Source organism: Westiellopsis prolifica IICB1 (assembly GCF_004323185.1).
GTDB lineage: Bacteria > Cyanobacteriota > Cyanobacteriia > Cyanobacteriales > Nostocaceae > Pelatocladus > Pelatocladus prolificus_A.
The window spans coordinates 2,507,636-2,524,402 of record NZ_NAPS01000002.1 but is presented as its reverse complement, the minus strand read 5'-3'; the positions used below and the strand labels follow the sequence as shown (position 1 = coordinate 2,524,402).

General features: G+C 37.4%; 19 protein-coding genes. 9 read left to right on the top strand and 10 right to left on the bottom strand.

Annotation, left to right across the window (positions count from 1 at the left end; genetic code table 11):
- Window positions 1–6: 6 nt before the first annotated feature.
- The 3 genes from B4U84_RS25200 to B4U84_RS25190 all read right to left on the bottom strand — a co-directional run bounded on the left by B4U84_RS25200 (window position 7) and on the right by B4U84_RS25190 (window position 2,372).
- Complete coding sequence (locus B4U84_RS25200) at window positions 7–408, bottom strand: phage holin family protein (RefSeq protein ID WP_017312044.1); 402 nt, start codon at window positions 406–408, stop codon at window positions 7–9.
- A gap of 408 nt (window positions 409–816) precedes the next feature.
- Window positions 817–1,158 carry a 2Fe-2S iron-sulfur cluster-binding protein gene (locus tag B4U84_RS25195; RefSeq protein WP_017312045.1) on the bottom strand — a complete coding sequence of 114 codons (342 nt, stop codon included), beginning with the start codon at window positions 1,156–1,158 and terminating at the stop codon, window positions 817–819.
- 86 nt (window positions 1,159–1,244) lie between these two features.
- A complete protein-coding gene (locus tag B4U84_RS25190) occupies window positions 1,245–2,372 on the bottom strand; it encodes a peptidylprolyl isomerase (RefSeq protein ID WP_026082030.1) in 1,128 nt (375 codons plus the stop codon).
- 343 nt (window positions 2,373–2,715) lie between these two features.
- On the opposite strand from B4U84_RS25190, the gene B4U84_RS25185 reads away from it, so the two are divergent.
- Together B4U84_RS25185 and B4U84_RS25180 are read left to right on the top strand one after the other, a co-directional pair.
- Window positions 2,716–3,063, top strand: a complete 348-nt coding sequence (locus B4U84_RS25185; RefSeq protein ID WP_017312047.1) for a YbaB/EbfC family nucleoid-associated protein — start codon at window positions 2,716–2,718, stop codon at window positions 3,061–3,063.
- 64 nt (window positions 3,064–3,127) lie between these two features.
- The gene (locus B4U84_RS25180; protein WP_207390989.1) at window positions 3,128–3,646 is read left to right on the top strand and encodes a low molecular weight protein-tyrosine-phosphatase; all 519 of its coding nucleotides are present in this window, start codon (window positions 3,128–3,130) and stop codon (window positions 3,644–3,646) included.
- Between the two features lie 270 nt (window positions 3,647–3,916).
- Here the strand turns inward: B4U84_RS25180 and B4U84_RS25175 are convergent, their stop codons facing one another.
- Complete coding sequence (locus B4U84_RS25175) at window positions 3,917–4,591, bottom strand: rhomboid family intramembrane serine protease (RefSeq protein WP_131121058.1); 675 nt, start codon at window positions 4,589–4,591, stop codon at window positions 3,917–3,919.
- Between the two features lie 292 nt (window positions 4,592–4,883).
- Here B4U84_RS25175 and B4U84_RS25170 point away from each other — a divergent pair, with 292 nt between their 5' ends.
- The gene (locus tag B4U84_RS25170) at window positions 4,884–5,891 is read left to right on the top strand and encodes a hypothetical protein (protein ID WP_131120912.1); all 1,008 of its coding nucleotides are present in this window, start codon (window positions 4,884–4,886) and stop codon (window positions 5,889–5,891) included.
- A 235-nt stretch (window positions 5,892–6,126) separates the two neighbouring features.
- Here B4U84_RS25170 and B4U84_RS25165 read toward each other — a convergent pair whose 3' ends face one another.
- The gene (locus tag B4U84_RS25165) at window positions 6,127–6,567 is read right to left on the bottom strand and encodes a Spy/CpxP family protein refolding chaperone (RefSeq protein WP_131120911.1); all 441 of its coding nucleotides are present in this window, start codon (window positions 6,565–6,567) and stop codon (window positions 6,127–6,129) included.
- Window positions 6,568–6,812: 245 nt separating this feature from the next.
- Here B4U84_RS25165 and B4U84_RS25160 point away from each other — a divergent pair, with 245 nt between their 5' ends.
- Both B4U84_RS25160 and B4U84_RS25155 read left to right on the top strand, forming a co-directional pair.
- Complete coding sequence (locus B4U84_RS25160) at window positions 6,813–8,030, top strand: sensor histidine kinase (protein WP_131120910.1); 1,218 nt, start codon at window positions 6,813–6,815, stop codon at window positions 8,028–8,030.
- On the top strand, window positions 8,030–8,683 hold the full coding sequence (locus B4U84_RS25155; RefSeq protein WP_017312053.1) for a response regulator: 654 nt from the start codon (window positions 8,030–8,032) through the stop codon (window positions 8,681–8,683). The genes B4U84_RS25160 and B4U84_RS25155 overlap by 1 nt, the downstream gene beginning before the upstream one ends.
- A 13-nt stretch (window positions 8,684–8,696) precedes the next feature.
- Here the strand turns inward: B4U84_RS25155 and B4U84_RS25150 are convergent, their stop codons facing one another.
- On the bottom strand, window positions 8,697–9,569 hold the full coding sequence (locus B4U84_RS25150; RefSeq protein ID WP_131121057.1) for a HEAT repeat domain-containing protein: 873 nt from the start codon (window positions 9,567–9,569) through the stop codon (window positions 8,697–8,699).
- Between the two features lie 357 nt (window positions 9,570–9,926).
- Window positions 9,927–10,352 carry a nucleoside deaminase gene (locus tag B4U84_RS25145; protein WP_131120909.1) on the bottom strand — a complete coding sequence of 142 codons (426 nt, stop codon included), beginning with the start codon at window positions 10,350–10,352 and terminating at the stop codon, window positions 9,927–9,929.
- A 146-nt stretch (window positions 10,353–10,498) separates the two neighbouring features.
- Here B4U84_RS25145 and B4U84_RS25140 point away from each other — a divergent pair, with 146 nt between their 5' ends.
- From B4U84_RS25140 to B4U84_RS25130, 3 genes are all read left to right on the top strand, one after another.
- Window positions 10,499–11,296, top strand: a complete 798-nt coding sequence (locus B4U84_RS25140; protein WP_131120908.1) for an ion transporter — start codon at window positions 10,499–10,501, stop codon at window positions 11,294–11,296.
- A 139-nt stretch (window positions 11,297–11,435) separates the two neighbouring features.
- Entirely contained in the window at window positions 11,436–12,032 is a 597-nt protein-coding gene (locus B4U84_RS25135; protein ID WP_131120907.1) for an OmpA family protein, read from the top strand.
- A gap of 111 nt (window positions 12,033–12,143) precedes the next feature.
- Window positions 12,144–13,796 (top strand): DUF1565 domain-containing protein, encoded by a 1,653-nt coding sequence (locus tag B4U84_RS25130; protein ID WP_131120906.1) that lies wholly within the window; start codon window positions 12,144–12,146, stop codon window positions 13,794–13,796.
- A gap of 158 nt (window positions 13,797–13,954) precedes the next feature.
- On the opposite strand, the gene B4U84_RS25125 is transcribed toward B4U84_RS25130, so the two are convergent.
- From B4U84_RS25125 to hpf, 3 genes are all read right to left on the bottom strand, one after another.
- Window positions 13,955–14,353 carry a type II toxin-antitoxin system VapC family toxin gene (locus tag B4U84_RS25125; protein ID WP_017312059.1) on the bottom strand — a complete coding sequence of 133 codons (399 nt, stop codon included), beginning with the start codon at window positions 14,351–14,353 and terminating at the stop codon, window positions 13,955–13,957.
- 5 nt (window positions 14,354–14,358) lie between these two features.
- A complete protein-coding gene (locus B4U84_RS25120; RefSeq protein WP_131120905.1) occupies window positions 14,359–14,652 on the bottom strand; it encodes a hypothetical protein in 294 nt (97 codons plus the stop codon).
- Window positions 14,653–14,845: 193 nt separating this feature from the next.
- Window positions 14,846–15,505, bottom strand: a complete 660-nt coding sequence (gene hpf, locus B4U84_RS25115) for a ribosome hibernation-promoting factor, HPF/YfiA family (protein WP_131120904.1) — start codon at window positions 15,503–15,505, stop codon at window positions 14,846–14,848.
- Window positions 15,506–16,073: 568 nt separating this feature from the next.
- Between hpf and lipB the strand changes: the two genes are divergently transcribed.
- A complete protein-coding gene (gene lipB, locus B4U84_RS25110) occupies window positions 16,074–16,742 on the top strand; it encodes a lipoyl(octanoyl) transferase LipB (RefSeq protein WP_131120903.1) in 669 nt (222 codons plus the stop codon).
- The last annotated feature ends 25 nt before the right edge of the window (window positions 16,743–16,767 follow it).

Sequence of the window (16,767 nt, the reverse complement as noted above, 5' to 3'; positions counted from 1 at the left end):
TAAGATTTAGCTAGAAGGTAATTCAGCTTTGGATTTCGCTGCATCACTGCTGGATAAAGCCAAATTTTTCTCAGCAAAGTATCTGTTGATCAAGGTGCTACCAAAAGACAGAACAACAGGACCGAGAATAAAAGCTATTAGTCCATGTACAGAAAAACCAGGTACTAAAAATGCTGCGAGAGCAAAACAGATACCGTTAACAACGAGTGAAAATGCTCCTAATGATAAAAAATTAAGTGGTAACGATAAGAAAGATAGAACTGGTTTAACAGAACCATTAACTAAACCAATTGCTAGCGCTGCAATTAAAGCCGCTGGGAAGTTAGCAATATTAACACCAGGAACAACTAAATCAACAATTAATAAGCTTAAAGCTGTAACTAGGGCAGCTAATAAGTTTCCGGTCATCGTTTTCACCTAAAAAGCAGAAATAGAGGTTTTTATGTTCTGATACCATCTTCTGCGATGTATTATTCTTTAACCTCTCTAACAAGGTAGATTCTGCTTCTACCATTAGGCTAGTTTTAGATGAAAATCATATCTTGCATCAGTTTTTCATCCCGCCAATAAATAAATTTATTGGCTAATAGCTAAAGTCAGATAAATCTGACTAGGACAGTGTTTGAGTCCGTTTTAACGGACTTATACTATTAGCCTCAGAATTAATTTATTGGCGGGATATGGGGTTGGTGCAAGATATCAGGAAAGAATTTTTGACAGACCAGACTAAAGCAAAATTACCAATTCAATTCTTAAGAATTATTTAATATTTTTTCTGAGTTTAGTAGAGTAAATGTTTTCGAGATTCTAAACATATTACTCTGGTTTAGGAACATCTAATTTAAGATATAGAGAGTTTTGATACAAGACTTGTTCTTGATGAGTCTCTAAAGTGCAATCAGACAAAGGATAAGCAACACAAGTAATAGTGTAACCAGCTGCTATCTCATGCGATCGCAAAAACTTTTGCTCGCTTTGATCTACTTCCCCAGCAATGATTTTAGCAACGCAGGCTGAACATTCGCCTTGTTTGCATCCAGATGGTAGACGGATACCAGCTTCTTGAGCCATATCGAGGATATATTGATCATCTGGTACTGCGATCGCACGATCTAAGCCAGTTGCAGAATTAATAAGTCGAACTTGGTAAACTGCCATTTGCTTTTCAAATATCACATATTTAATATTTAAGGTGGGCAATGCCCACCCTAGAGAACCCTGACATGCACAGAAAAGTGTTGTAATTATGCTTCCTTTGGCTCTACTAAATTTTCTGCACCCTTGACGACTTTTGCTGATTCAATTTTGTCACCTGCTTTGATTTCACGTAAAACATCTTTACCTTCAACGACATAACCAAAAACGGTGTAACGACCATCTAAAAGATTACGTCCAGCTGGGGTAAGTTCTGGTTCATAGAGAAAGAAGAAAAATTGCGAAGAACCGCCATTGTTGTCAGTTTCAGGACGAGCCATAGCTACTGCACCATAGGCCGAAAATGGCAATACAGGTAAATCAGTGTAACGTCCTGCTTGTTCTGAGGTAATACCGTAGGTTGGTTCTTTGTCACCTTCAAAAAGAATTTCTAAAGGAATAGCACGGTATTTATTAGTTTTGGGGTCAATAAAGCCTACTTCTTTTCCTGGTGGATCACCAGTTTGAACAACGTAAGATTCTTCTGCACGGGTAAATGGTAAACCATCATAGAAACCCCGTTGTACTAAATCAACTAAATTTCCAGCAGTTACAGGAGCATTGTAACCGTCCACTACAAAAGTAATATTACCCTTTGTAGTTTTCATTTCGATAGTGGCACGACCTTTGAGTTGTGGTAAATTGCTATATTCCTTGGGAACTTCAAAGGGGAATCCCTGCACCATTAAATCTTCTAGGTCACCAACGAGGTTTAACAGGTCGGCTCGTTGTGCTAATACTTGTTCCTTGTTTTTAGTTTTACTTAGTTCTTCAAGATTGCTCACACCTGATTTCAATTCAGAAATCAAAGCTTCAGCTTGGGTTTTGTTTGCTTGTGGTACACTAGCCAAAATTTTGCCGGGATTATTGAGAACCCGTGATGCTTTGCTGAGGTCTTTGGAAACAGCACCCCAACGTCGATTGGCCCTTAGCTGGTTTGATATATCCTCCAAACTGCCTTGCAATTCTCGCACAGGCTTATTATCTATTGGTAATGCATAGCGCAAAAGCGCTTTCCCGTCAGTGATTGCGTTTCCTGCTGGTAGTCCAGCACTGCTGGAGGGAGTCCACCCAGCTGTACTTACTCCTAAAAAGAGTGTTACCAACGAAAGTGTAATGAGAGTATTCTTCAACTGAGATTTTAATAACTTGAACATGGGATGGTTCAAACGCAGCATTAATTTCTTGACTAAAACTATTCGGAAATGGGAACTTACTTGAGTAGACTTAACCATCAATAATCTTCCCACAGTACAGGAAACACTTAAAAGAAGAGATACGTAATATGCAGGGATACAGGCGATCGCTAACTTGTGAGATTACCTAGATTTGCAATCATGAACCGAAATCAACTAAAATTAAAGTATTAATACTTAGCATTTTCCCCTTCACCCTTGCTAATATTGACAAAATTTGGAGAATAGGATATCTGGGGGTAACAATGGGTAAATGACATAGCCCATCTATAATTGAATTTGTTGAAATTGACTTGTTAATCAAAATACAGGTGGATAATCTCATATGACAGGTAAAGGACAAGGATTTGGCTTTGGCTTAGGCAAAATGAAAGAACTAGCTGAAGCTTTTAAGAAAGCTCAACAGGTGCAAGAAGGAGCAAAGCGCCTTCAAGAAGAACTGGAGCAAATGGAAATTGAAGGCGAAGCTGGCAATGGTTTAGTGAAGGTGATAGTCAGTGGAAACCAAGAACCTAAGCGGGTAGAAATTTCTCCAGATGCTCTAAATGAAGGTGCAGAGGTACTTTCTGATCTAGTAGCTGCTGCTATGAAAGATGCTTATAACAAATCCACAGCAACAATGCGGGAACGCATGGAAGATTTGACAAGTGGGTTAGAACTTCCTGGGTTCTAAAGTTAATAGTTGTTTGTCATTTGTCTTATTCTAATGACAAAGGACAAATGACTATATAATTTATATGCCTTACAAACTTTTGTTTGTCTGCTTGGGAAATATCTGCCGATCGCCTGCGGCAGAAAATATCATGAATTACTTGATCGAGCAGAATGAATTGAGCGAGTCTGCAACACAGACACTAGGCGATCGCATTATCTGTGACTCTGCTGGCACATCTAACTATCACATCGGTAGCCCACCGGATCGACGCATGAGTGCTGCGGCGCTTCAAAAACTAGGAATCAAACTCCGTGGTCATGCTCGTCAGTTTCAAAAGTCAGACTTTCAAGACTTTGATTTGATCTTAGCTATGGATCGGGAAAATTATGACGATATCCTATCTGTTGATCCAACTGGACAATATCACCACAAAGTACATTTAATGTGTGACTTTTGTTCTCGGCATACCCTTAAAGAAGTTCCAGATCCCTACTATGGTGGTTCAGAGGGCTTCAATCAGGTAATTGAACTACTCCTTGACGCTTGTGGAGGTCTGCTGCAATACGTTTTTGATGAAGAAGCCATAAGGGAAAGCCCATAGAGAAATTAGGGGAAAAAGGAAGGTCAAAGGTTAAAAGTAAAGTTACTTTTAATCTACACCCCTACACCCCTTTAAACCCTTAACTGATATCTTGCACCAACCCCGTATCCCGCCTCAGAATTAATTCTGAGCCTAATAAAATAAGTCCGTTAAAACGGACTCAAACATCGTCCTAGTCAGGTTTATCTGACTTTAGCTATTAGCCAATAAATTTATTTGTTGGCGGGATGAAAAGCTGATGCAAGTTAAGAGTTAACTTTTAACCATCCCCTAATACTCTCGTCTATGCAGTCCTAAGAAGGGAGAAAGTACCACTCCAGCAACAAAACCGCCAATATGCGCCCAGTAAGCAATTCCCCCAGTTTCTACACCCATATTGGCTGCCGTTTGTAGACTTGCAAAACCAGAAATCAAATTTTGAACAAAGTAAAGCCCAATCAGAAATAAGGCTGGAATTCTGACAGTTGTGACAAAAATACCTAAAAATATTAATGTGACAACTCTTGAGTGAGGAAAGGCAATAATATAGCCTCCTAAAATTCCAAAAATTGCGCCACTTGCTCCCAATGAAGGAATCCCAGAATTCATACTGATAAACCACTGACATAGGGCAGCAAAAGCACCACAAGTTAGATAATAAGTTAAATACTTAAAATGCCCCAGTTTATCTTCGATATTGTTACCAAAAACAAACAGGAATAGCATATTTGAAATTAAATGCCACCAACCACCATGGAGGAATTGGGACGTAAATAATGTTGTCCATTCGCCAGCAAAATTGGTAGTTAATTGTTCAGGGATCACTGCATATAACTGCAAAAACTGATTTAGTTGTTCATCTGATAGTTGAAGTTCATGCAGAAAAATTAGAACGTTCATCCCAATCAACCCATAGGTGATGTATGGGGTAATTCGCGTTGGATTTTCGTCGTAAAGAGGAAACACAGGTGTTGTTCCTAATAATCTATATAACTGCAATATAGCTTGTGTAACTACTCAACTAATAATCATGATTAAAATTTGAGTAATAAAAATTACATGTTATGCTTGTATTGACCGAGTATTTAACTATATTTTCTTTTTTCAATTTTTATTTGTGGAACTAAGTAAATATTAGTAGTTTAAAATAATACGTTTATTCTATAACCATACTTTAAGTATAATTATGTAGAAATAAGATGTTATTTTTCTTTCAAATCTCACTAAACGTTAAACCATTGGTCGAATAAGCTCTCAAATGAACACAAATACTACTGAAAATATCACTGACATAATTGATCAGCATCTTCCCCTTGTAGAAAAAACTGTCCAAAAAGATCTAAAACAGACAAATTTAGATTCTCAAAGCATAGCGTTGTTCGAGCAGAACTTTATACAACTGTGGCAGGAACTTACAGATAGTTTTGAGAAACTGGTTTGGGAATTAAGTAAAAAGCGGCAAAATATAGATGCTGATTTAAAAAAACAAGTAGAAATAACTTTGCAAGTTTGTCGAACTGATACAGGAATTCCTTCTATATCAGAGATACAAAGGCGTTTTGAGATTGAGAATCGCTATGAAATTGTCTATGAACAGTACTTGAATGAAGTGCGCGCTCATTTTTTGCAAAATTTATTATCTCTAGATCATGAACTGGGGCGATCGCTTGAGCGAGTGAAATCTCAAATAGCAGAGATACTAATTAACAAGACAGATTTAGGAAAATTCACCGCCAGCAAAAGTTCTGAATTTATCCAAGTACTAGCAACAGAAATACCAGATCAACTGATTCCAAATATACCGAGTCAGCTCAAAATTGCATTTCAAATTCTGGCTGAGTGTAAACTGAGCTATCGAGAATTTATACTTTATCGCATTCGTCCTCATATAGATGGATTAACTCCGAAAGAGGTTGAAACTCCTCAGTTGACGAATTCGCCTTCTGCTGAACAAGTATTTCTCAATCTCAAGATAGCTCATGCTCAAAGTCTTCGTAAATGTGAAATAGCCTTAAAACAGTTGCTGAGTGAGCCTAGTCAAGTTGCTTTTGCGATCGCAGAAGAGTTTGTTGATCGCACAATTCGTACAGCAGATGTGGAGAATGAATGGCAAATTCTACTACAAAAAGTACAACCAGCTTGGGATGATTTTTTCGGTAAACCAGAACAAATTCAACACGAGTGGATTCACTCTACACAACAAAATATAGATACAAATATACCAGTGAGCGAAGTAGATACTATTTTTACACTGATGGATTTTTAACTTATTTGCACCCTTGCTAAAATCCAAAACAAAGATTATTTGGGGTAGACATTGCTACCCCAGAGAAAATAATTGATTTGATAGTTCAGTTTCAATAGATCAGCCTGAATAAATTTATTTTGTTTAGGACTTATGCAAAAATTGCCGAAAAGTTTAATTTATCAAACCGCCAAGACGCCAAGAACGCCAATAAATAAATTTATTGGCGGGATGAAAAGTTGATGCAAAATATGAATTAACGACGTGAGGGTTTATTTGCACGCATTTCTTGTAGTCTTTGTCTTTGTTCAGGAGTCAAAACAGCGTCAATTTGAGATTTTTGGGACTCCATGATTTGTCGCATTTGAGCTTTCTGATCTTCAGTAAGATTGAGGGAGGCTTTTAAATTGCGTCTGTCTTGACGATTTGCTTGACGATCTTTCTTTGCATTTGCGAGTTGTTCCCGTTGCTGTGGAGTAAGAACTGCATCCATTTTAGCCTTTGTATTCTGGCGAATTTCTGCGATTTGGGCTTTTTGTGTCTCCGTTAGACCTAAATTTTGGAATGGGCCTTTACCTTGAGGAACTTGTGCAACTACAAAAGGAGATGAGGTTGTTTGTGCTTGAACTGCAAAGGGGACAGTATTTAAACTGAGAGCAACAGCACCAACGATCAGTAATAATTTTTGGAGTTTCATTTGCAACCTCTGGCGTTTTTTGTGTTTGTTTGTCTCTATCTTAAGAAGTTATATTTAATAGTCACATGAGTAAAAAGTCACATATACCCCATGACTTAAGTCATGTTTGTGACGTGACAAATAATATAATGTAAACTCACAGAAATCTGTTTACAATTAGTTGTAGTTATACTAAACACCAATAATATATAAAAAATCTCTCTTGTCTTTTTTATTAACCCTATTTTCCATCCAGGTATATTTCTGTGAATCAACCAATTAAAGTTAGCAATCATCCTTTTCGGTTTTTACTTTATTTGGAGTGGATTTTATTAGTTATTTCTGCTTCTGCTGTCCTCATACCTTCTCATTTTCAACGTTCAACTAATCAGTCTAAAGAATTAACAATTTTGAGCTTGCTGATTTTTGGCTTAATGGGCTTGAGATTGCCTACTAAAAATAAAATTGTTAAGATAATCTACACAGTCATAGAAATAATTTTAATTATATTCATTTCTTTTTACAATATTAAACCATCTGGAAGATTTTTTCCTTTTTTATACTTAGTTTTAGTAACTCGTAGCTGTTTTATTTTTCAAATACAAGGTCGTTTATTTATTACGACTTTATCATTGATATTATTTATCTTTTCTTTATCACAAAGAAAACCCCCTCGCCCGCCAATACAAATCTCACCGGCTCTCCAAGAGAGATTGTTATTTTATAATTTTGTTGTTGCTCTATTATTTGGATTAGCTTTAGTTTTTGTATTAATGTTGATGAATACAATTTTATCTGAAAGAGAAAGCCGAGAAAAACTAGCTATTGCAAATCAAAAACTACGTCAATATGCTTTGCAAATTGAAAATCAAGCAACTTTGGAAGAGCGCAATCGTATTGCTAGAGAAATTCATGATTCTTTAGGACATTCTTTGACGGCGTTGAATTTACAATTAGAAACTGCTTTAAAATTATGGCAATCTAATCCAGAAAAAGCTCAAACATTTTTAGCAAGAGCAAAAGAATTAGGCTCAAAAGCATTACAAGATGTCCGACAATCAGTTTCTACGATGCGTTCTCATCCCTTACAAGAACAATCATTAGAACAGGCGATCGCTAATCTTGCAGAAAGTATGCAGCGTACAACTGGAATCTCGCCAATTCTCAAAATAAATTTATCTCATCCCATTTCTTTGGAGATGACTACGCCGATTTATCGAATTATTCAAGAATCATTTACCAATATTTGTAAATATGCTGAAGCTACAGAAGTAAAACTGGAATTACAAACAACAGATACAGATCTATACTTAATAATTGAAGATAATGGTAAAGGTTTTGATTTAAAACAAAACACTACAGGATTTGGACAACAAAGTATGCGCGATCGCACTTTAGCATTAGGTGGAAAATTTAATATTAACAGTACTCCTGGTTCTGGTTGCCAAATTAGAGTTGAAATCCCCTTACCGAGGTACAGCTAATGATCAAAGTCTTGTTGGTAGATGATCAAAATTTAATTCGTCAAGGATTAAAAGCTTTATTAGAACTAGAACCAGATTTAGAAATTGTTGGAGAAGCTGAAAACGGTAAGAGTGCAATTCATTTGATTGAACAATTATATCCAGATGTGATTTTAATGGATATAAGAATGCCAATTATGGATGGAGTTGCAGCAACGCGAGAAATTCACAAGCGTTTTCCCAACATACAAATTTTAGTATTAACGACTTTTGATAATGATGAATATGTAACAGCAGCATTACAAAATGGCGCCATGGGTTACTTACTCAAAGATACTCCTTCTGAAGAATTAGCTGTTGCGATTCGTGCTGTTTATAAAGGATATACCCAATTAGGACCAGGAATAGTCAAAAAACTTTTAACTCAGTTCCCGCCAGTTGTACCTCATAACTCGTCACCTCCGCCACCAAGTTTAACTGAATTGACTCCCAGAGAAAAAGAGGTTTTGCGCTTAATTGCTACTGGTGCGACTAATAAAGAAATTAGCCAAAAACTTTATATTTCTGAAGGGACAGTTAAAAATCACGTCACTAATATTTTAAATCGCTTAAATTTACGCGATCGCACTCAAGCAGCAATCTTCGCCAACTCATTTTTATCTTATTTAAACTAGGATGATGAGATAATTATTTTGCTCGCCTCAATTTCTCTTGATTCAAAATGACCAGAGGTTTTTTAACAGCAGTAATTGCTTCTGGGCGAAATTTAAATGAGGAGTTCTGCAAAACTTTTAGAGCTGTTTCTAAATTAGAGACAGTTATATCTAGTTCTTTTGTCGATAATTGATTCAAGTTTTCTTGCCAACTCGAAGTAATATCACCTAAAGCATAAGCTGCACTGTGGCGAACAGTTTCATCTGTGTCTTGTAAACGTTTAACTAAAGTCGGTACTGCTGGTGTTGCAGCTTTTCCAATACTACCTAAAGCAGAAATCACATTTACCCGCATCCAATTATCCTGATCATCTAATTTTTTCATGAGGGCGGGTACAGCAGATGCCGCATCTTTGCCCATAGCGCGTAAAATGTGGACTGCACCGTAACGTTCTTGTTGATTCTTGCTGTCTAAACCAACTACTATGTAAGGAACATAAGCTTTTCTGTCAATTTTGGCGATCGCTTGGACTGCATGAGAACGAACTGTCGCATCTTTGTCATCTATTGCACGCATCAAGGCGGGTATTGCTTGAGCAGCATTTGCACCGATTTTACCGATAATGACTAATGCACTGGTACGAACTTGGGGATCACTATCTTGCAAAGCTGTAATTAAGGCGGGAACAGCAGGTTTACCCACTTTTGCTAAATAATCTATAGCGGTGGAACGATGTTGAGGATGCTTTAAACGTTGAATATGGTAGTTAATTTGTGTCGCGGTTGGTGATTGTGCGGAAGTTGCGTTGATGATAACTAGAGGTGATGAAAGACAGATGCAAGCGATCGCAATTTGGGAAACTATGACATTTAAGCGCTGTTTGTGAGTATATCTAGTCACAAGCATGATTTTGGCAATTTGTTTATTAAATGAAATAGACAAAATCTTGAAAAGCTTAGTTCCAGTTTTAAACCAGAGAAGCAAGATTCTTTGTGTTTGATGCAAAAATTATGTTATATCTTGCATCAGCTTTTCATCCCGCCAATAAATAAATTTATTGGCTAATAGCTAAAGTCAGATAAATCTGACTAGGACGATGTTTGAGTCCGTTTTAACGGACTTATGCTATTAGCCTTATGCTATTAGCCTCAGAATTAATTCTGAGGCGGGATACGGGGTTGGTGCAAGATATCAGTTATGTTATCGAACATAGATGTAGCCGCTGACGTGCTATGACTTCACCACATTTTTTTCGATCAACTACTATTTAAATAACTCTACACATTCTTCTCTGAGAACACCTTTTTTTACTTTAATTTCTCTAAAACTTTTAGCAATAATCTCTTCGCAAGATATTTCAATTTGTGCTTGATTAATTGATATTAAATCTTGAATTGAAGCTCCATAAATAATTTCTGATACGCCAGCCCAAACACAAGCTGTAGCACACATTGGACATGGTTCGCCTGTTGTGTATATGCTATAACCTTCTAAAGAATGATTTTGAAGTTTTGCTGTTAAACTACGAATGACATTTATTTCTGCATGAGCAGATGGATCGTGATCTCGTTTCACTGTGTTATGACCGACTGCAACTACTTCTCCTTCTTTGACAATTACTGCTCCATAAGGTGCATCTGCTTTCTTTGCTTCTGCTATGGCTAAACGCATAAAATCTTCTGGAGTCATATAATTAAGATATAATTTATGGGTTTTAAATGATGCATATTCAGTATATATCAATATAATTAGAGTTGGGAATAGGGTTTTTGATACGAACCACAAATGACACGAAGAGTATAGAGATTTTTAGGTGAGAGAATCGAAGAATTGTTATGCTGTTGACGAAGGAAAAAACTGCTTTTTATTTAGCAGATTTGGAAACGCCAGTAGGTAAAGTAATTAATTTGTCTATTGCTGGGCTGGTTTTATTGTCATCATGTTTTTTTGTGGCAGAAACCTATAAGATACCTGATGTTGTTAGGCTATATTTAAATATTTTAGATAATGTTATTTTAGTTGTTTTTGCTTTGGAATATTTTCTGCGTTTATGGAGCGCGGAAGATAAACTTAAGTATGTTTTAAGTTTTTATGCAATTATTGATTTAATAGCTATTCTGCCGTCTTTTTTGGGTGCAATTGATATTAGTTTTCTGCGTTTATTACGCTGGTTCAGAATTTTAAGATTAATTAGGTTTATCGATCAAAAATATTTATTTGGAATTAGCAGCGAAGATGGTGTGATTTTTGCCAGGATATTATTTACTCTGTTTGCAATTATATTTGTGTATTCTGGCTTAATTTATCAAGTTGAGCATCCTGTAAACTCGAAAGTATTTACTACTTTTTTGGATGCTTTTTATTTTTCGGTTGTGACAATGACGACTGTGGGTTTTGGCGATGTAACTCCTACTTCAGAATTCGGGCGTTTGCTGACAGTCTTAATGATTCTAACAGGGATTGCACTGATTCCTTGGCAAGTAGGTGATTTAATTAAACGTTTAGTTAAAACTGCTAACCAGATAGAAACTGTTTGTCCTGGATGCGGTTTAGCTTTTCATGATGCTGATGCGATATTTTGCAAAAATTGTGGTACAAAATTATATGAATCATCAGGATTTCAAATAAAGTGAGCAATTATTCACTGCTTCTAACTTTTGAAATAAGTGTTTTGAGTCGATTTAGCGTAATTTCCGTAAATAGTTAGTGGATTTGTAAATAAAAATAAATCATAAAATGTATTTCCTGAGTTTTTCTACTTACTTGTTAACTATGTTTCTGCTTGGTACTGTTGATAATTTTGTACTCCGTCTTCCTACCAAGTTAAAAGATTATTCCTCAAATCATCAGATGTTAGCCAAACAATATTTGAAAAAGCAAGGCTCAAAAATATTATTTTATGAAGTCCAGATTCCGAGTGTGAATTTTCCAGATGAGGTGTTTCCAGAGGTGAAACTTTCAGAGATTAAATGCTCAAAAATCCGTGTTCAGGAAAATAAAGAGTTAGCTATAATTACCTTGCCTGCGGATATTTTATTCTACTCTGGCAAAGATCAAATTCGTCCACAAGCAGAGAAAGTCCTCAGTCAAGTTAGTCAAGCTATAAGCGATCGCTACCCTAACACTTGGTTACAAATCTTAGGACATACCGATTCTGTTGGTAGTGAAGGTGAGAATCTCAAATTATCAGAGCAACAAGCGTTAGCAGTACAACGTTGGTTGAGTGAAAAAGGTGGTATTGACATTTCTTTGATGACGAAACAAGGCTACGGTGAAACTCAGCCGATCGCAACTTCTGAGAACTCAGCAGTAAGCCAAAATAACCATCGGATTGAGATTGTGATTCAGAAAACATCAAATCACGTTTAAGAACCGATAGATAGCGATCGCTACAACACAACAGAAACTTTTAAGGAATCCACTGCTACAAAGTTGAAGTGTAAGCGGTAGGATGTCAATGGCTTTTTTAACAGTATAAATATGCCTCAAACTCTTTACGTAAATTCTGCTCTTGGTAATGATACCGCTAGTGGTCTACCACAAGCACCTTTAAAAACTATTACACAAGCACTCAAGAAGGCTACTTCTGGTACGCAGATTCAACTTGCAGATGGTAGTTACAATGCTGCTAGTGGCGAAGTATTTCCTTTGTCGATTCCAACTGGAGTCTCAGTAGTAGGTAATGAAGCTAACAAGGGCAGTAGTATATTGATTGAAGGTAGTGGTCAATACCTCAGCCGTACTTTTGCTGGGCAGAATGTCACATTTGTACTAGATAATGGTGCAGAACTCAAGGGTGTCACTGTGACTAACTTGGCTACCCGTGGTAGTGCTGTGTGGGTAGAATCTACTAGTCCTACGGTTGCAAATTGCACTTTTACAAAATGTAAGCGAGAAGGTGTGTTTGTCACTGGCGAAGGTAATCCAGTCATCCGCAACAATCAGTTTATAGAAAATGCTGCTAATGGAATTGCGATCGCCAAAAATGCTAAAGGTGAGATTCAAGGTAATACATGCATTAATACGGGTTTTGGCATTGCCATTAGTGATACAGCTTCTCCTAAACTAGTAGATAACAAAATTTCGGAAAATCGTTCTGGTATTGTCATCTCCGGTAGCGCCCGTCCAATATTACGCAATAATCTCTGCGAAAGAAATACCCAAGATGGTTTAACGGTGATTGCAAACGCTTTTCCAGATATTGGTAGCACCAATAATCCAGGAGGTAATATCTTTCGTAGTAATGGTCAATTCGATCTCCAAAATGCCAGTTCTAACAAATTAACATCTATAGGAAATCAAATAGACCGAACAAAAGTCAAAGGTTTAATCGAGTTTCTTGATACTCAAGTTCCCACACCCAATCCTACACCAAGTCCAAATCCAACTCCCAGTCCCACACCAAGTCCAACACCCAATCCCCCACCAACCCCAAATCCAACTCCCACACCGGAACCAGAACCCGAACCATTCCCTGATCCGACACCAACTCCACTACCAAACCCAACTCCAAATCCAACTCCAAATCCAACTCCAACACCCACACCAATTTCTGACAACATAACTGATATTAGTAATCATTGGGCAATTGCGTTTATTCGGGAATTAGTCGAACTAGAAATAATTAAGGGTTTTCCTGATCGCACATTTAAACCCGATGCGACAATGACAAGGGCGCAGTATGCTGCGTTAATAGTCAAAGCTTTCAACCCAAGCGCCAAACGCCAAGCGGTAAAATTTAAAGATGTCGCACAGGATTTTTGGGCGAATAAAGTCATTCAACAAGCTTATCAAGGACAATTTCTCTCTGGTTATCCCGATAACACCTTCCGTCCCAACGATAATATCCAGCGTGTACAAGTGATCGTTTCGCTGATAAATGGACTAGGGTTAACTGCTAGTGGAAATAAAGCTATTAAACCCTACGATGATCAAACAAAAATCCCTGATTATGCTAAAGATGAGGTCATCGTTGCTAGTGAAAAACAAATTATTGTCAACTATCCGAAAACAAAGCAACTCAACCCTACCCGCGAAGCTACACGCGCAGAAGTCGTAGCGATGGTGTATCAAGCGTTAGTTGATGCTGATCGTGTAGCGGTGATTGACTCGCCTTATATCGTGGTGGCTTAGTTTTGATCAGAAAATAGGTTGAAAACCTTGAGGAGAGTCCCACCTCTGAATTAGGTAACGCAAGGAACCTAGCTTAAGTGGTCTCGTTGTAGGCGAAGCCTTCTCGAAGAATATCAAGAATTCCCTCGCCTAAAGGCGAGGGGAGTGTCAAAACTAGTCTACAGCCAGTTTTCCAAAGAAATTTCTGAGACTCTCAACATATCAGAATCATTAGAAACAAGTATCAAACCACGTGTAATTGCCGTCGCCGCTATCAATATATCTGCTTCTTGAATAGGAGTACCCTTATTTTTTAAATCCGCATGAATTTCACATGCTTTCTCAAGAATTTCCATATCATCTAACAACAAAACTTTATAGTTTTGGCAAAAACGATTAAATTCAGATAGTTGTTTAGTTGCATTGATAGCTAACAGCCCTCTTTTGATTTCATAAAAAGTTATACAACTAATAAAAACTTGTTTTCCTGATGTGCGTACATCCCTTAATTTCTTATCTACAGTTGCATTTCTTTTTAAAAGATAAGTGACAATATTAGTATCCAGTAAATAAGTCACTCTTTCTATCTGCCTTCTACTGCTTCATCAAATATCTTAATTTGTTCTGGTGTCAAATCATTTAAAGTACCTGAAATAGCCTCTAATACCAAAATACTATCTATCCTGTCTGTTAACTGATGATCAGTAATCGCCATAAATTCTTCTGGCGAAAACTTACCAAACAGGTCTACTAATATTTCGATCATTTCCTGTTTATTTAATTTTACTAGGTATAGGCTATTACTTTGAAATAGTTTTTCTACGATTGGTGAGATGCGGTTAATAAGCTCTTGATTGTAATTAATAATTTCTTGCATATTTTCCCCTTCAATTTTTATTTCATTTTTCTACTTTAGCAAGTATTTGTGTTTCATCTCTTCCACTAAATAAAATAGGGCAGGCAAAACGCCAACCCTACAATTAAATAAAATTATTTGCAGTGTGGTTGGAGTGAGGAAGGGAGAACTGCTTAACAACCAACCACTAACCATGAACTACTAACCAATCGCTTTATTTATGTGCGTGCGAAGCCTCCGTGACGCCAGTGTTGCCATGAGCAGTTTTGCCGTTTTTCCCATTGGTATGATTTACATGACCATTACTATTGCGGGGTTGAATTACACCATAACCACCGTGATTGCGTTCATAAATCACGTTAATTTCACCTGTTTCCCTATTGTGGAACATGTAAAAATCGTGTCCTACCATTTGCAGCTGTTCTAAAGCTTCTGCTACTGTCATTGGTGGCATGGCAAAATACTTTGTCCGAACTACTTCTTCAGGTAATTCGGGAGCGCGATCGCCAATTAAATCTTTGACTACTGTCTGTTGTACTACTCCTTCAATAGTCGTTTGGGCATGAGTTTTCTTCTCATGACGCCGTTCTTTATATTTACGTAATTGACGAGCAATTTTGTCTGCTACTAAATCTATACTGGCGTACAAGTTCTCGCTACTCTCCTCGGCACGGATGACGTTTCCGTTGGCATAAATTGTAACTTCTGCCGCTTGCTTCGGATTAATTCGGGGATTGCGAGCTACGCTCAAGTGTACATCCACTTCATTTGTGATGTTTTGAAAATGACTCACCGCCTTTTCAATTTTTTGATGTACATATTCTCTGATTGCATCGGTGATTTCAATATTTTTGCCGTGGATGACAAGCTTCATGTAAACTCTCCCGCTCAAAGCTTTTGATTTGTATTTGTTTTGGAGAATAAGATATTGCGGTTAAAATCTAATACTGCCGCCGAAATTGGGAAATTCCTAAAGTACTGCTGATGCGACTAACCTAAGCCAAATTTAGGTGAGTACTTACTCATGTCTAGTCTTGATCAATTTAGGAATCTCTGCAATAGCTCCAAATGTAAAAAAGGCTCATGGACATTCACGCAGACATCGTTAGCTTTGCTTCTCCAACATGGGCTGCATTCGCTTTTCATAGACAATATGCGTCTTATTGTTAGTTTTATCCCTTTTTTCAACGGAAAACAATTAAGTTAAAATCCACCAGCCAGTGCATTTATTTTTCTTTACTTTTGGCGTGATGGTAATTTGTAGAGAATTCCTCCCAACAGCATTGAGGTTAAATATAGGTTATATATTCAAACTAGCACTTTGTATTTTACAAAACCGCTTCCCTTTACTTTCCTTTATGATCCTTTGCATAGCTTGAGATTTCTCACCTGCTATTGTGACTTTATATACATTTAAACTTGATAATTAGTTATTTTTTGGTATGAACCGTAGTGTCCCTTCACACAAATACCGTTGTTTACTATATGACCAAGGGCTATTGCCATACCTGGATGCTTTAGAGTTGCAGCGATCGCTTTTGCAAGAGCGGATCAAAAACCCCAACCTAGACGACGTGTTAATCCTGCTAGAACATCCGCCTGTATACACTTTGGGACAAGGAGCTACCCCAGAATTCATCAAGTTTGACCTTGACAATAATACGTATGAGGTGTACAGAGTTGAGCGAGGTGGAGAGGTTACTTATCATTGTCCCGGTCAACTGGTAGGGTATCCAATTTTAAATTTGCATCGTTATCGAAAAGACTTGCATTGGTATTTGCGGCAATTAGAAGAAGTATTAATTCGCGCACTAGCTATATATGGTTTAGTAGGAGAGCGGATTTCTGGTTTCACTGGTGTTTGGGTTCAAGGACGCAAAGTAGCCGCGATTGGTATTAAAGTCAGCCGTTGGATTACTATGCATGGCTTTGCATTAAATGTTTGTCCTGACATGACAGGCTTCGAGAAAATTGTACCTTGCGGGATAGCTGATAAGCCTGTAGCTAGTTTAGCCGATTGGATACCTGACATAACTTGCCAGCAAGTGCGCGTCACCATAGCACAGTCTTTTGCTGAAGTATTTGATGTCGAATTTAGTTATTGGGGATAGGGGATAGGGGATCGGGGATTGGGGA

Coding starts and splice junctions, on each gene's coding strand:
- B4U84_RS25200 (WP_017312044.1), bottom strand. CDS start 408: ATGACCGGAAACTTATTAGCTGCCCTAGTTACAGCTTTAAGCTTATTA.
- B4U84_RS25195 (WP_017312045.1), bottom strand. CDS start 1,158: ATGGCAGTTTACCAAGTTCGACTTATTAATTCTGCAACTGGCTTAGAT.
- B4U84_RS25190 (WP_026082030.1), bottom strand. CDS start 2,372: ATGCTGCGTTTGAACCATCCCATGTTCAAGTTATTAAAATCTCAGTTG.
- B4U84_RS25185 (WP_017312047.1), top strand. CDS start 2,716: ATGACAGGTAAAGGACAAGGATTTGGCTTTGGCTTAGGCAAAATGAAA.
- B4U84_RS25180 (WP_207390989.1), top strand. CDS start 3,128: ATGCCTTACAAACTTTTGTTTGTCTGCTTGGGAAATATCTGCCGATCG.
- B4U84_RS25170 (WP_131120912.1), top strand. CDS start 4,884: ATGAACACAAATACTACTGAAAATATCACTGACATAATTGATCAGCAT.
- B4U84_RS25165 (WP_131120911.1), bottom strand. CDS start 6,567: ATGAAACTCCAAAAATTATTACTGATCGTTGGTGCTGTTGCTCTCAGT.
- B4U84_RS25155 (WP_017312053.1), top strand. CDS start 8,030: ATGATCAAAGTCTTGTTGGTAGATGATCAAAATTTAATTCGTCAAGGA.
- B4U84_RS25150 (WP_131121057.1), bottom strand. CDS start 9,569: ATGCTTGTGACTAGATATACTCACAAACAGCGCTTAAATGTCATAGTT.
- B4U84_RS25145 (WP_131120909.1), bottom strand. CDS start 10,352: ATGACTCCAGAAGATTTTATGCGTTTAGCCATAGCAGAAGCAAAGAAA.
- B4U84_RS25140 (WP_131120908.1), top strand. CDS start 10,499: ATGCTGTTGACGAAGGAAAAAACTGCTTTTTATTTAGCAGATTTGGAA.
- B4U84_RS25135 (WP_131120907.1), top strand. CDS start 11,436: ATGTTTCTGCTTGGTACTGTTGATAATTTTGTACTCCGTCTTCCTACC.
- B4U84_RS25130 (WP_131120906.1), top strand. CDS start 12,144: ATGCCTCAAACTCTTTACGTAAATTCTGCTCTTGGTAATGATACCGCT.
- B4U84_RS25120 (WP_131120905.1), bottom strand. CDS start 14,652: ATGCAAGAAATTATTAATTACAATCAAGAGCTTATTAACCGCATCTCA.
- hpf (WP_131120904.1), bottom strand. CDS start 15,505: ATGAAGCTTGTCATCCACGGCAAAAATATTGAAATCACCGATGCAATC.
- lipB (WP_131120903.1), top strand. CDS start 16,074: ATGAACCGTAGTGTCCCTTCACACAAATACCGTTGTTTACTATATGAC.